Origin of the sequence: Photobacterium iliopiscarium (assembly GCF_003026395.1) — a bacterium.
In the GTDB taxonomy this organism is placed as follows: Bacteria; Pseudomonadota; Gammaproteobacteria; order Enterobacterales; family Vibrionaceae; genus Photobacterium; species Photobacterium iliopiscarium.
On sequence record NZ_PYOO01000002.1, the window covers coordinates 349,622 to 363,880 of the forward strand.

General features: G+C 37.4%; 14 protein-coding genes. 5 read left to right on the plus strand and 9 right to left on the minus strand.

Annotated elements, in window-relative coordinates:
- Positions 1-117: 117 nt before the first annotated feature.
- From C9J51_RS04910 to C9J51_RS19465, 5 genes are all read right to left on the minus strand, one after another.
- Positions 118-591, minus strand: a complete 474-nt coding sequence (locus C9J51_RS04910; protein WP_045039268.1) for a hypothetical protein — start codon at positions 589-591, stop codon at positions 118-120.
- A 130-nt stretch (positions 592-721) separates the two neighbouring features.
- Positions 722-2,182 carry a glutathione synthase gene (locus C9J51_RS04915; RefSeq protein ID WP_045039267.1) on the minus strand — a complete coding sequence of 487 codons (1,461 nt, stop codon included), beginning with the start codon at positions 2,180-2,182 and terminating at the stop codon, positions 722-724.
- A 46-nt stretch (positions 2,183-2,228) separates the two neighbouring features.
- The gene (locus C9J51_RS04920; protein WP_107274883.1) at positions 2,229-4,046 is read right to left on the minus strand and encodes an ABC transporter ATP-binding protein; all 1,818 of its coding nucleotides are present in this window, start codon (positions 4,044-4,046) and stop codon (positions 2,229-2,231) included.
- Positions 4,039-5,826 carry an ABC transporter ATP-binding protein gene (locus tag C9J51_RS04925; protein WP_045039266.1) on the minus strand — a complete coding sequence of 596 codons (1,788 nt, stop codon included), beginning with the start codon at positions 5,824-5,826 and terminating at the stop codon, positions 4,039-4,041. Before C9J51_RS04925 ends, C9J51_RS04920 begins: the two co-directional genes overlap by 8 nt.
- A gap of 62 nt (positions 5,827-5,888) precedes the next feature.
- Entirely contained in the window at positions 5,889-6,065 is a 177-nt protein-coding gene (locus C9J51_RS19465) for a glutamate--cysteine ligase (RefSeq protein ID WP_164838134.1), read from the minus strand.
- 386 nt (positions 6,066-6,451) lie between these two features.
- Between C9J51_RS19465 and C9J51_RS04930 the strand changes: the two genes are divergently transcribed.
- A complete protein-coding gene (locus C9J51_RS04930; protein WP_045039265.1) occupies positions 6,452-7,342 on the plus strand; it encodes a DMT family transporter in 891 nt (296 codons plus the stop codon).
- Between the two features lie 130 nt (positions 7,343-7,472).
- Here C9J51_RS04930 and nfsA read toward each other — a convergent pair whose 3' ends face one another.
- Positions 7,473-8,195, minus strand: a complete 723-nt coding sequence (gene nfsA / locus C9J51_RS04935) for an oxygen-insensitive NADPH nitroreductase (RefSeq protein WP_045039264.1) — start codon at positions 8,193-8,195, stop codon at positions 7,473-7,475.
- A 424-nt stretch (positions 8,196-8,619) separates the two neighbouring features.
- On the opposite strand from nfsA, the gene C9J51_RS04940 reads away from it, so the two are divergent.
- The 4 genes from C9J51_RS04940 to C9J51_RS04955 all read left to right on the plus strand — a co-directional run bounded on the left by C9J51_RS04940 (position 8,620) and on the right by C9J51_RS04955 (position 12,204).
- Entirely contained in the window at positions 8,620-10,101 is a 1,482-nt protein-coding gene (locus tag C9J51_RS04940) for a SulP family inorganic anion transporter (RefSeq protein ID WP_107274884.1), read from the plus strand.
- A gap of 141 nt (positions 10,102-10,242) precedes the next feature.
- Positions 10,243-10,626: a VOC family protein gene (locus C9J51_RS04945; RefSeq protein WP_045039263.1), complete on the plus strand. Its 384-nt coding sequence runs from the start codon at positions 10,243-10,245 to the stop codon at positions 10,624-10,626.
- A 149-nt stretch (positions 10,627-10,775) separates the two neighbouring features.
- On the plus strand, positions 10,776-11,210 hold the full coding sequence (locus C9J51_RS04950) for a carboxymuconolactone decarboxylase family protein (RefSeq protein ID WP_045039262.1): 435 nt from the start codon (positions 10,776-10,778) through the stop codon (positions 11,208-11,210).
- Between the two features lie 103 nt (positions 11,211-11,313).
- Positions 11,314-12,204, plus strand: a complete 891-nt coding sequence (locus tag C9J51_RS04955) for a LysR family transcriptional regulator (RefSeq protein ID WP_045039261.1) — start codon at positions 11,314-11,316, stop codon at positions 12,202-12,204.
- 7 nt (positions 12,205-12,211) lie between these two features.
- Here the strand turns inward: C9J51_RS04955 and C9J51_RS04960 are convergent, their stop codons facing one another.
- From C9J51_RS04960 to C9J51_RS19470, 3 genes are all read right to left on the minus strand, one after another.
- Entirely contained in the window at positions 12,212-12,661 is a 450-nt protein-coding gene (locus C9J51_RS04960) for a PACE efflux transporter (protein ID WP_107274885.1), read from the minus strand.
- Between the two features lie 240 nt (positions 12,662-12,901).
- Complete coding sequence (locus tag C9J51_RS04965) at positions 12,902-13,093, minus strand: hypothetical protein (RefSeq protein ID WP_045037987.1); 192 nt, start codon at positions 13,091-13,093, stop codon at positions 12,902-12,904.
- Positions 13,083-13,232: a hypothetical protein gene (locus C9J51_RS19470; protein ID WP_156137083.1), complete on the minus strand. Its 150-nt coding sequence runs from the start codon at positions 13,230-13,232 to the stop codon at positions 13,083-13,085. The genes C9J51_RS04965 and C9J51_RS19470 overlap by 11 nt, the downstream gene beginning before the upstream one ends.
- Between the last annotated feature and the right edge of the window lie 1,027 nt (positions 13,233-14,259).

Here is a 14,259-nt window from a genome sequence, read left to right on the forward strand (position 1 = left end):
ATAATAATAACGCGCAAGGATTCAAATAATAGTTTGCCGTTATATTTTTGCCAGTAGCGTATATATTTACATGTAATTTAAATAATATTTAACATCTATTTCCAATACAACTAACCGTTATAATGTATCAGCAGCTGCGGTAAATCCACTGGCTGATAAATTAAACCCTGCAATATCGACATACTCTTTCTTTTGAAACATCATCAATACTTTATTCATATTACCCGCATTACTACCTGAATAAGCATGTGCCGTACAACTATGCGTCGTCGAATCGTAATGTGTCCTTACGCGTAATACCAGTTCACCGGCTACATTCAAATTACTAAATGCGGGCACATATAACCACTTACGACATGCTGTGGCTTGTGTTTGCATATGATCAAGAAAATCAATACTCGATAAACGTTGACCATTATTTGTAAAATGAAAAATATACGTTTGATTACCAAAATCGGTGTTGGTCACTATTTCATTTTTCGCAGGGAGCGCTTGATAATCATTGTGCTGAGTCGTACCCGCAAAGGCAGAAGGAGCGACTAAACATAATGAAAGCAAAAATGTAGAAAGAACGGTGGTTCGGTTAAGCACTGCGGTGCACTCCAATGGCTAAATGTCGCTAACAGCCACCTAATATGACCATTAGCGATACTAATACAATAGCTTTTACCGCAATTTTATTTTTAACTCAGGTATTTATACAGATTTTTATACTGCGGTGTTAATCAATCAAGACTAAAGAATCTAAAATACCTTTACCGCTATGGATCCCACCTTCATTTTCACTCGCAGGTTTACTACGAATTAAATACCCCGCGTAACCATCAAGATCGGTTACTGGTTGGCCGTTGAAATAAGCGGTAAATAAACCTATTTCGCTAACTAAATCATTCACAACCGTTGCTTTAGCATCGCGTATAGCAAGAGTCGGTACGTCTCGTTCATGAGGATATAAACGCTGCATTAACGCCCAAGCATCATATTCAGCAACCGTTAATTTCGCTAACGTTGCGCTAATATCATCACCAAAGACACAGTGACCACCGCCCTCACCTTGGTTTTTAAGTACCCACTCACTTTTTATCGCTTGAGTATTAAACCAATGAATAGTATCAGTATTAATCGGCTTCATTTCAGCTAATACACTTTTAATTAGCTGTGCTTCCTCAAGTGTAACGCCCCAGCGAACATACTCTTTGGCAGGCATCATGGTTAACAACATTTGCATGGTTTTACTGGTTGCTAACTGCTGACCAACCGTGGCATTAAGAGCAACATGATGCTGCTCAATAAAGACGCGCATTTGGCTTAACGTATAACAACACACCGCTTCATGAAGATCTGGCGCACAATAATCTGAATATTGATAACCCGCACGTAAATACACTACATCTATCGCGCCAACCCCGTCTAAGATCAAGCGTTGATTTGGGCCGGTTATTAATTGGGCACTTAATTGTTCAAAGGTACGTCTGACAGTACGCACACCTTGTTGCTGCAACGCTATTTCTAACAAATGCTGATCGTAAACGTTATCTTCATTTTTCTGCACCACCATTAAAAATACCGGTGAGCCTTGCTCATTAAAATCGGCTTTTATTTGGGTTGCAGCGGTCACAATGCCATTAGCTAATTGTGTTAAGCCTTCATTTTCAGCGGGTATGGCAGCGGCATCTTCTAACCATGATTGATAGGTTTCAGGCCATTGACGTTGCATAAAGGCATGAAATTCAGTTGCACGTTGTCCAAATGGAGCCATACCCGCAGCAATACCATTAAATTCAATGACTTTAGCGCCATATTGACGATCATCCATAAAATCAGTTCGCATTAACAGTAATGGCTGACGAGCAGGATCGAGAGGATGAGTGGCTATGCCATGGATTTGCTGATGAAGCGCCATTAAGCGACCAAAAAAAGGATCCGCTTTTGCCATATCACTCAATGAGGATTGTAAAAAATCAGAATCTTCAGCCACATTGGTGATCAATTTAGTAAGAAGCGGCACCACACGACGTAAATGCGCATAAACCTCACGCTCAATTGTCATCGGAGCAATACTCAATGGGCAATGCTTAGCAGTATTATCCGCTTGACGAAAAGCCACACCATGCATAATTGCCCACTCACACACATCTTCAATAATCTGTGGTGCAATCACTGTTTTTTTATTGATATTCATACTTTAATCACTCTTTAATCTAGCTTAATTTAACACTGATTTTTATCTATAATGTCGATGACAGGGTTGCCGATGTGAGTCCAAAGGTTGTGGTTAATTGTTCATTTTGCTGCTGCTCTTGCTGTGCTAAATAGAGATCTCGATAATCACCGTCTTGAGTAATTAAAGCATCATGTGTTCCACTTTGAACAATTTCACCGTGATTCATGACTAAGATTTGATCTGCATTTTGAACCGTCGACAGTCGATGAGCGACAATAATGACAGTTCTACCATCTTGAATATTATCCAAGGCTATTTTGACCGCTTCTTCTGTTTCACTATCAATATTAGCGGTGGCCTCATCTAATAAAAACACCTGTGGATTGTGGGATAACGCTCTCGCCAACGCTAATAATTGGCGCTCTCCAACCGATAACGATCCACCACCAATGCTTGGCCGATGATGATAACCACCATTTAAGCGTTGAATAAAATCATCCGCTCGCACCTGTTTAGCAGCATTGATCGCACGATCTTCATTTAATATCGCATGTGACAATTCAATGTTATCGAGCACCGAACCACTAAAAATGGTTGGATCTTGAGACACTAAACCAACCATTTTGCGTAACTGTGATTCAGGGATCGACACTAACGGCTGTCCACCAACCAACACTTGCCCTTGCTGATGTTGATAAAAGCGCATCAATACATTGATAATAGAGCTTTTTCCACTGCCAGTATGTCCAACAATCGCGGTGAACTTTCCACCTTTAGCGACAAAACTAACATCTTTTAAAACGGGCTGCCCCTCTTCATAACTCAAGTTAACATTGCGAAATTCGATATCACATTGTTGTGGTATCGCAACATTCGTTGTTAACGGTGATTGAGACTCAGATTTATCATCAAACAGTTCAAAAATACGCTTCGATGATACCGTTGCGATCTGCAACTTTCGTAACTCCATTGATAACTGTCTAAAGGGGTCAAAAAAGCGTTCAATATAGTTTAAGAAAGCATATAACGTACCCACATCAATAACCGTCGTTAACGATCCGGTTGCAAACCATGCCACAATGCCCGCAGCGGTTAATGTAGACACTAAACGGGTTAATGGAATCAACATTAAGCTATCAATGCCAATAGATTTAGATCGAAACGCAAACCATCGCTGATTTTCCTGCTCAAACTTATTTCGAAAAGCAGCCTGTTGTCTAAACGCTTGAATTAACGCCATGCCTTGTAACGACTCATTTAATCGACCATTGATATAGCTGATCTGCTCTCGAACCCCATTAAAGACTGGCATCGAGATTTTCCGATATAAATGCATCGTAAATAACAAGGTTGGAATAAGCACTAAGCTCAGTAACATCAAGCGCCAATCCAGCATTGCAATCGCAATAAAAATCGCGCTAATTCGCAATCCACCTTGAATGATCGTTGGAATGGTCGACACAAACATTTCGCGCATTGATTCAGTGTCATTAGTAATATATGACACTAAAACACCTGCTGGTTGTTTATCAAAAACACGAATCGGATAATTCAATATATGGCTAAACAAATTTCGACGTATATCATTGATAACCAATAATGCACTGTGACGAAATGTTATCGCTTGCCAATACGAAAAGATCGCAGCAATCACATAAGATCCCATTACTGCCGCAATAAGCCAACCAAGGTACTGCCATTCAAAGTGTTGCGGCACAATCACATCATCAACAATAATCTTCGCTAACCAAGGGATCGTCATCTCTGCTGCTACAGAAACAGCTAACAGCATAAACGCTACCAAAAAGCGGACTTTATGAGGCAATGAATATGCCCATAATCGCCAGAATAACGTTGTTTTTACCGCCGTTGTTTTAAGCATGAGTCACCTCTACTTGCGATGTAGATTGTGCTTCCGCTGTATCTGCTGAGCTTAAGTCAGTTTGGCGATAATAAACTTTTGCATACCACCCTTGCTGATGCATTAATTCCGCATGTGGTCCACGTTCGACTATCTGTCCTTGATCCAAAACTAAAATATGATCCGCACTAATCAAATTAGCTAAACGCTGCGTCACTAATACCATCGTTTTATGTCCGTAATGCAACTTCAGATTTTTACGAATTATCGCTTCCGTTTTCATATCTAAAGCACTAAATGGATCATCTAATAACAAGATATTGGCACCAGAAAGCAATGCGCGTGCGAGGGTTAATCGTTGTCGTTGCCCACCAGATAAGTTAGTTCCACCTTCACGAAGCATGCTATCAAACCCCTGTGGCATTGCTTCAATTTCAGATTTAATCGCTGCCATTTCAGCAACACGAATAATGTCTTCACGTGTTGCATTAGGTTTAGCAAAAGCAATATTTTCAGCAATTGAGCCAGAAAATAACAACGGCTTTTGAGGTACCCAGGCTAAATGTTGACGTAAGCTATCAAACGTCAGTGCATCAGTACCATAGCCACCAATGTAAATTTCAGAGGCCTTTGCCAGTGGAAATTGGCGCATAATTAAATGCAGCAATGTACTTTTTCCACTCCCCGTTGGACCCGTTACGCCAACCAATCCAGCCGCTGGCACTTTAACTTGAATATCTTGCAACGCACATTGATTGGCATCCTGATAAACAAATTCGGCAATATTGATATCTAAATTCGGTTCAGCATCTGCGGGTAATATTTGTTGTCCTTCTTTTACATCCGGTTGCTCTGCAAATAGTGCTTCTAAACGTGACCATGATGTATTACCACGTTGAAACACATTAAATTGCCAGCCAAACTGCATAAAGGGCCCCATTAATTGCCCCAGATAAAGGGTAAAGGTCGTAAATAAACCAATGGTTATATTGCCCTGTGAAATCAACCATGCGCCATAAGCCAATGACAACACAAAAGAAAAACCATAAATAACTTGAACCGTTGGCGCAAACGCTGCATCCACCTTTGCGACAGCAAGATTTGTCGTAAGCGTATTATCTAACGATTGTTCAAATCGCTGTTCTTGGCGCGCACGAATGCCATGTGAACGAACAGCTCGCACGCCAGCGACGGTTTCACGCGCTTCTTCATTTAAATCAGAAAAACTGGCTTGAGCTGCATCAAATGCTTGGTGTAAGCGCGAACCATATCGATGCGTACAATAAATTAATAACGGAAAAGGCAACAAAGCAACCGCGGTTAGCTGACCACTAACAACAAATATCATTCCGAAAATAACAGTGAAGCCCGCAATAAAAGAATCGACTAACGTCATAATGCCCATGCCCGTAGATTCTTCTACCGCATTGAGATCATTGGTTGCGTGTGCCATCAAATCGCCAGTACTACGACGAGCATAGAATGACGGAGGCAACAAAGACAATTGATGAAACAGATCCCGTCGTAGCACCTGTGTTATAGCAATAGCAGCCCCATATAATCGGCTTTGCCACACATAACGTAAGCCGTACATCGCCAATGCCGAGCCAATAATTCCAGCAACATCAATCAGTAACGTTCTCAGATTCAATGTACCGTGACTAATACCATCGACAATATGACCAATTAACCACGACGGTATTAAATTAAGTAAAGCAACCACTTGCAAAGCAACGATTGCGATTAAATATTGACGCGCAAACATGCTAATGTAGTGGCGTAACTTCCAAATAATAGCCATAAATTATTTCGCCTTAACCTATCTCTATTATTGTTCGTAAATTTTCAGCCTGAAGATAACCATTAAAAGCCATGCGTTATTGTTACTCCATAGGTTGTTATTTTATGTGTCATGCTCCAACGATGACGATGACGCATTGCTGACGAGACTAACACTAACGGAGCCTCACCAATATCAGAGTTAATAGATGAATGTGTAAATGTCGCCCCTAAAGCCATAGGATGCGTTAATGATGACAAGTTCGATACTTAACAACAGCCATTGGTTCTGGAGGTATTCTTGGTTGATAAGTCATTTGACCCCCCAATTGTTTTGCCACATAGCGTCGTAGCTGATCTTGATCTCTGACCTCAACCTTCATTGTTTATAATTCCATGTTACTAGAATAATAGTGACAATGGCAAGATGATATCAATAATAGAGCATTAAATAATCACATCAAAAACACTCAATAAATAATCCAATTATAAACAACACGTTAAATGATAGTGATCACTCATTAACAATGGATAATTTTTTAATGACTGTTTAATAGTTTGCTGAAATTTATAGCGTATTTGAAACAGACTCTTTATTGTTGTCCCTCTTTCTTATCACGATAACTTACGACACAGTAGAAAATGTCATGCTAATTAAAAACCAAAATATGCTCGGGGCGATGTTAATTCTTATTGCTACTTTATCGTTAACACTGAAAGACAGCGCTGATAAATACCTCGTCCAACACGATTACCACCCTGTTCAAATGGTTTTCTTTCGATTTGCGATCCCTTTTTTATGCATGGCTATTTTTATGCCTAAACAAACCAAGGTCGCCATTCTCGCCACTAATGGTAAGTTGATATTACGTGCACTCTTATTTTTAGTGTGTGCCGTCACATCAGTCATCGCGTTAAAATATATTCCGCTTGAAATGTATATCATCATCGTCCAAATGGGGGGCATTGCTTATATGCTCGGGGGCACTTTATTTTTTAAAGAAACCCTGACACCAATAAAAATCATCGCCACGTTAGTAGGCTTTGTCGGGGTTATTATCGTAATAAATCCAACAGATATAAATGGCTTACAATGGGTTTATTTATTACCCTTACTGATTGCAATTGCCAATTCTGGTTATAATCTTATTACCAAAACCATTGATTCAAGCATCTCATTATTATCAGTGTTAATTAATTCATTTTTTATTTTAGGTTTAATTTCAAGCGCAATATTATTAGCTCAACCACATATATGGAAAACGCCAACCTTAGATGCTTTGCCTTATTTTTTCACTATCCCTATTGTTACTATCATATCTCAACTGTGTTTAATTAAAGCCATGAACATCGCTGAAGCATCACATATAGCGCCATTCTTTTACTTTCAAATTATATTTTCTTGTATTTTTGGATACTGGCTTTTTGATGAACTACCCACCTTTTATACTATTACGGGTGGGCTATTTATTGTTGCGGCGGGGTTACTTATTACTTATTCCAATTATTTTCCTACCAATAAAAACAAAACCTATTAGTTATTATTTTAAAGACAATTAGCAGAAAGGCATTTCATCATGATCAGAATGGCGTTTTTAATACGTCACCTGATCATAATAATGAAAACAATGGACTTAAATTAAACATCGCAATCTTGTTGGTACAATATTACTTTGTCATTAACCCTTTGCTGTTTAAATAACTCGCGATAAATGGGCGTGATTCTTTTGATAACGTTGCCGTTACCGCACTAGACCAATCCTGTTGTTTATTATGGCTAGAACGCTGCTGATAATAGTCAATCGTTTGTTGGTCATATTCAGCTAATAACGGTTTATTTAATGGCTGATATTCATTTTCATGCAAAATCATATCCATCGGTAAGCGTGGTTTTGATTGTGGATCTTGCGCAGGCACACCTAAGCACATACCAAACAATACCGCGCTATACGGCGGTAAATTCAATAAAGCATCAACCTCATGGGGATTATTACGCAATCCTCCAATATAAACCCCACCTAACCCCATAGATTCAGCCGCTAATAAACAGTTTTGCGCCATGATGCCGCTATCAATCGCCCCAATTAAAGCTAACTCTGTGTATTCTGGTTTTACTCCAGCGCTAATAGAATAATGGCGTTGATAATCAATACAGAACACTAAAAACTCAGCCGCTTGTTTTACATAAGCCTGATCACCAGCAAGATGTGCCAATGCAGTGCGTTTATCAGGATCAGTAATGCGAATAATCGATGTCGCTTGGATCATGCTTGAACTAGAAGCAGCAATACCTGCTGCAATAATCGTCTTTAATTGCTCAGCAGAAATAGCATCATTCGTAAATTGACGAATAGAGCGATGACCAAGCATGGTTTGAATAGTGGTATTCATTAATAGAGATCCATCCGAGTAGACATAAACCAATAGCGAAGAGCAACAGTACTTTGCTAACCCATCACTACAATAATTGTTATTCGACAAAACTAATAACAACATACTAAATAAGCAAGCGAAAAAAACGAATACAATCATTTCCTTTAGACTACTAACTATTTTGTTATCTATTTATTTCTATGTTAGCATCACCCACTTCTAAAACGCCGAGCATGATTTCATTATCATACTCCCAAATAAAAGTAGTTAAACTTGAAGATTACGCCGCCTTAACCTCTCTCTAATGAGCGCCTGCTCATTACTCTAAAAATGCAGCTCTCTTGCTGTCACTCTGCTATGCCTGCCATAGCTAAAACTTCCTGATCCTAAATGTTTGCGGACTTTATCCGTGGCTTTTACACGTCTAAAATATAGAGATAACATGTTAGATTACATAAAAAACAACTGGTTATATAATATAAAGAAAGATCTCCTTGCCGGAATTGTGGTTGCCCTAGCCCTAATACCAGAAGCTATCGCGTTTTCCATTATTGCGGGCGTTGATCCTAAAATTGGTTTATATGCTTCTTTTTCAATGACCGTTATTATTGCTATTGTCGGAGCACGATCAGGCATGATATCAGCGGCAACTGGGGCAATGGCATTATTAATGATCACCCTTGTAAAAGAACACGGACTGCAATACTTAATGGCCGTCACTATTCTTACAGGTGTAATACAAATAATAGCCGGGTATTTAAAGCTCGGTAATTTAATGCGCTTTGTGTCTAAACCTGTTATTACTGGATTTGTTAACGCGTTAGCAATACTTATTTTTATGGCTCAACTTCCAGAATTAACACATACAACTTGGTCTGTTTATCTATTAACAGCCAGTGGGTTAGCTATTATTTACCTATTTCCGCTTATACCCATTATCGGCAAACTGATCCCTTCGCCTCTTGTCTGTATTATCTGTTTAACTATCGTTGCAGTATTATTTGGGTTAGATGTCCGCACTGTTGGTGATATGGGGCAATTACCCGATACGCTACCTATCTTTTTATTGCCCGATGTTCCCCTTACGTTCCATACCTTACAAATAATCTTTCCTTATTCTTTAGCGCTTGCTGCCGTTGGATTACTCGAATCGATGATGACAGCAACCATTATTGATGACTTAACCTCAACTACAAGTAACAAAAACCAAGAATGTAAAGGACAAGGCATCGCCAATATTGGTACGGGTTTACTGGGTGGAATGGCAGGCTGTGCCATGATAGGCCAATCGATGATCAATATTAAATCAGGAGGACGAAGCCGTTTATCCACGCTATTTTCAGGTATCGCCTTATTAATAATGATTTTATGTTTAAGTGATATTCTAAAACTCATTCCGATGGCCGCTTTAGTCGCTGTGATGATAATGGTATCCATTAGTACATTTTCATGGGATTCCATTAAAAACATTAAACATCATCCGCTATCAAGCAACATCGTGATGTTAGCGACGGTTATCGTCGTTGTGACAACACATAATCTGGCGATTGGTGTCTTCATTGGCGTATTACTATCATCAGTCTTCTTTGCACATCAAGTTAGCCAATGCGTTGTCGTGAAATCAACGCTGAAAAATGAACAAATTTACAATGTTTATGGGCAGATATTCTTTGCTTCTGCGGATCACTTTTCATCGTTCTTTGATGTTAATAACGTTGCTAAGCATGTCAAAATTGATTTATCGTTAGCGCATTTTTGGGATCTCACTGCCATAACAGCATTAGATAAAATCATCCTTAAATTAAGATCACAAGGTGCAACCACTGAACTTATAGGCATGAATGAAGCAACCGCCAAAATAATTAATCAATTCGCTGTTCATGATGATCCAGAGTTAAATCAAAAACTGTTAACCAGCCACTAATAATAGTGATTAAAAGGTTAGCTTTTAATCTTCGCTTATTCTAATAATATCAGTATAAACAGATTGCCAACCACGATACCTTGCTTATTGAAAGTGTATAAAGGTTGGCTTTCTTATTACAATATGGATTGGAGTAACGTAATGAATATTAGCCATCTTGACCATTTAGTTCTCACGGTGAAAGACATTAATATTAGTGCTGATTTCTACCAGACAGTTTTAGGCATGGAACTGATAACCTTTACCAATGGTCGATTTGGATTACGTTTTGGTAACCAAAAAATAAACCTCCACCAATATGGCGCTGAATTTAAGCCCACAGCACAAGCCGTACACATAGGGAGTGCTGACTTATGTTTTATTACCGACACTGATTTGGCTCAAGCGCAGCAATATATTGAACAATGTGGTGTCACCATTATTGACGGTCCCGTTGAACGCACAGGCGCGATGGGTAAAATCATGTCGATATATTTTCGTGATCCTGACGGTAATTTAATTGAGATCGCCAATTACCGAGATTAAAGCTATATTTAATTAGAATCACCCTATTATTTAGTTATATCTTTGCGTTTTATGCAAAACTGTTACGCTTATATATCGATTACATCGTTTAAAAATAATTAATATACTCTTTCCAACAAATCATAAACGATAAAAAGAAAGGTATTATTATGAATAAGCGTATTGATATTGCGAAAGTTCAACCAAAAGCATTAAGCGCAATGTTAACGATTGAAAATTACTTAGCTGAAACTGAATTATCAAATCAATTAAAAAAAATTATTAAAATTCGCTCATCAATGATCAATAAGTGTGCTTACTGTATTCAAATGCACACCACTTCCGCATTAGAATTAGGTATCGATCAACAAAAACTATTCGCTATTTCTGCATGGTCAGAATCACCTTTATTTGATGATACTGAAAGAGCTCTATTAAAATTAACCGATGAAATGACATTAATTTCACATAATGCGGTTACTGATGAAACCTATGCTGAATGCTTTAGTTTATTAGGTGAAACTAAATTAGCAGAAGCAATGATGCAAATCATCATGATTAACTCATGGAATCGCTTTGCGCTCGCAACTAAAATGAAACACTAATTATAATACTTACCCCCAATATTTAGTTTAAATAGCGGGGGTTTTTATTTACAATTTTTAAGTGCCATATGGTAAGTTATGCCTAATAACAAAGGATATTATTATGCTAGATCTACTCGGCGTATTTGAACAAGTTGTTGTTTCTGGAAGCTTTTCACAAGCAGCAAAAGCATTAAATATGGCTCCATCATCAGTAACACGCAACATTGATAAGCTTGAAAATAAGATCAAAACCACCCTGTTTAAGCGCAGCACTCGCCAATTAATATTAACTGAAGATGGTCAATATTTTTATCAACAGTCGATTAAAATACTTGAGCAATCTCGCAATCTATTATCAGAAATGCAGGGGAATAATAATACGCCAGAAGGTGCTTTACGTATTTCAGTATTTGAAACTTTTGGTAATATTTATCTGACGCATTTAATTCCTGATTTTCTAAAACGCTACCCTAAAATAAACATTGAATTAGAGTTAGATAATAATCTGGTTGATTTAAACAGTGATAATATAGATATTGCTATTCGCATCGGCACGCCAATTGATAGTAATCTTAAAGCTCGACACCTTCTTACCAACACCACCTCTTTAGTTGCGACGCCTGAATATATTCAAAATAATCCTCAAATAAAAACCCCACAAGATCTAAAAAATCATAACTGTTTAATTATCAGCCATGAACGTCAACGAACTAATTGGTATTTTAATTCAAATAAGACACAAACTAAAATATCAGTAACCGGTAATTTAGCATCAAAAGGTGGCTCGCCATTATTAAATGCGGCATTACAACATTTGGGGGTATTATTATTATCCAATTGGATGGTTAAACCTTATATTGAAAGTAAACAATTAGAAATATTGCTACCAAAATGGACAGTTACACATAATGAAAACACCAGCGGTGAAATCTATGCTGTTTACAAAAGCGCCCAATATCTAAAACCGCAGATCAGAGCGTTTATTGATTATTTAGCTGAACAATTACAATAACCAGTAACTATTCACCACCAGTGGTTGCTGCGATCATTTGATTGTTCGCCTGAAATAATAAATCGAACAGTAACGTAAATATAAAGGTATAAATTAAGAAGAACACTAATATTGTCATTTCCATACCGATGGCTTTCATCAAGCTAACGTCATACCACCACATATACAATGGAATGGTAAATAAGAATAGCCCAAGCTCAAAAAATATGGAGTGGGTTAATCGAACAGCGAGGGTTCTTTTTTTAATATGCAGCTTAGATTCAACAAATTCAAACACAGAGTTAAATGCATAATTCCAAATCAGCGCTATCATTGACACAATACATGCCACAGGCAGCGAATTAGAGGATTCACCATGGTTGAGAATCGCTAATAAAAAAGTGCTTAATATAATCGCAAGTGTTTCAAAAGAGATAGCGTAAACAAGCTTACGGGTACGAGGTGCGAGAACAATCATTAAACATACCTTATGCTTAAAAACCTGGTCCGCCCCAGAAATCATTCAAATAATGTAAGCTACGGTTTCTGCTTAAATATCAATTTTAGTTAAGTGATATAAAAAAGCAACCGATGCTCTTTGCATAAGCTCTATAAATATTATTATATTAATCAATTTGCAATCACGCGCGTTCCTCACGGTAAGGAACGACGGATTTGATTTTATGGTTTTACCATTAGTACCATATTAAACATTAACTTATGTCTTAGTTATTTTTCTACGCACTAATATCTGCTCAAATAATCCCAATTGCTTTTCTGATAACTGACCATGATTGATAACGGTTTGATTAAGATTACTCAAATAATCACGTTCCCAATTGCTTAAGCGCTCAGAATGTAATAGCAATACCGTGTTAATTTTATTCATTAACGCGAGATTATTCGTCATTCTCCCATTCCTTATCCCATGCCTGTTGTGCTTTAATGTTTTCAATACGTTCGCGAACACTAACTGTACGTTTATTCACAGGCGATGGCTTTTTTTTCTTTGGCTTAGCAGTCGGCTCTTTAGCTATAGGCTTTGTCATGGTTTACCTTAATTGATTTTGAATATACAAATCTGGCTTATGCTGAAAGATAACTAAGTCTTTGAAATTAAAAAGCAACATAATGAAAAGAAGTCGCGTTAAAGCAAGATACGTTGACCGTGAAAGATAAATCCACATTGTACCGTTGCATAAAATAGAGCAATAGTAATAAATAATTTTACCGATTAGTTCTATTTAACGTTCAGATTGTAAGAAAATTTTACGCTATTGTAACACACTTTTCATACAATTACTGGCGTGATATTTCTATTGTCAAAATCAACCATACCGTTAGTAAAAAACAGACGATTTAAGGCATAACGCCAGTTAATCGTTATTGTTAGAAACATCATAAAAATAAGTTTTTTGTTTGCATAAATGTCATTGCATTTTTAAGTGATAAGCGCATATTAGAGAAAAGCGATATTAAATGAATGTCGCTATTTAATCAGTCGTTGGCCAAGATGACCAACCTCAAAAAACAAGAGGTTAGTGTTATGAGTAAGTCTTTAGATACCAAGAAAGGTAACAAAAAACCCTCTTTAACGACAAAAGAGAAAAAAGCCAAAAAATTAGCAAAAATCTCTAAAAAAATAGTGTCTAATGTTTAACGAACAACGTTAAGCTGTAGCAAAGCTTCTAATACATTTAATCTATTAGAAGCTTTGATAGTAATATCTCGCAAACTATTATCAAACCTTCTGTTCTATCTGCCCTTCACGCTAAAACGTCATATCCTTCGCTGTTATAATATTGTTTAATTAAAATCTGTTAATTTCACTTCAACGTCAGAACCTATTTATATAAGCTCTAATATAAAAGCATCACCTCAAAGAACGATACTTATATTAAATAACGGATGATTCTTTCTATTTAAGTATAAAATCACAATTTAATAATATACGGATAATCATCCATAACATTAATTACATCACTCAATTTATTGATCATCGTAAAATAAAAAGTGTAACGCAGATTATTATCCGTCATCTCGGAAGATAGATACGAGCTATCCGTGATCTGTTCA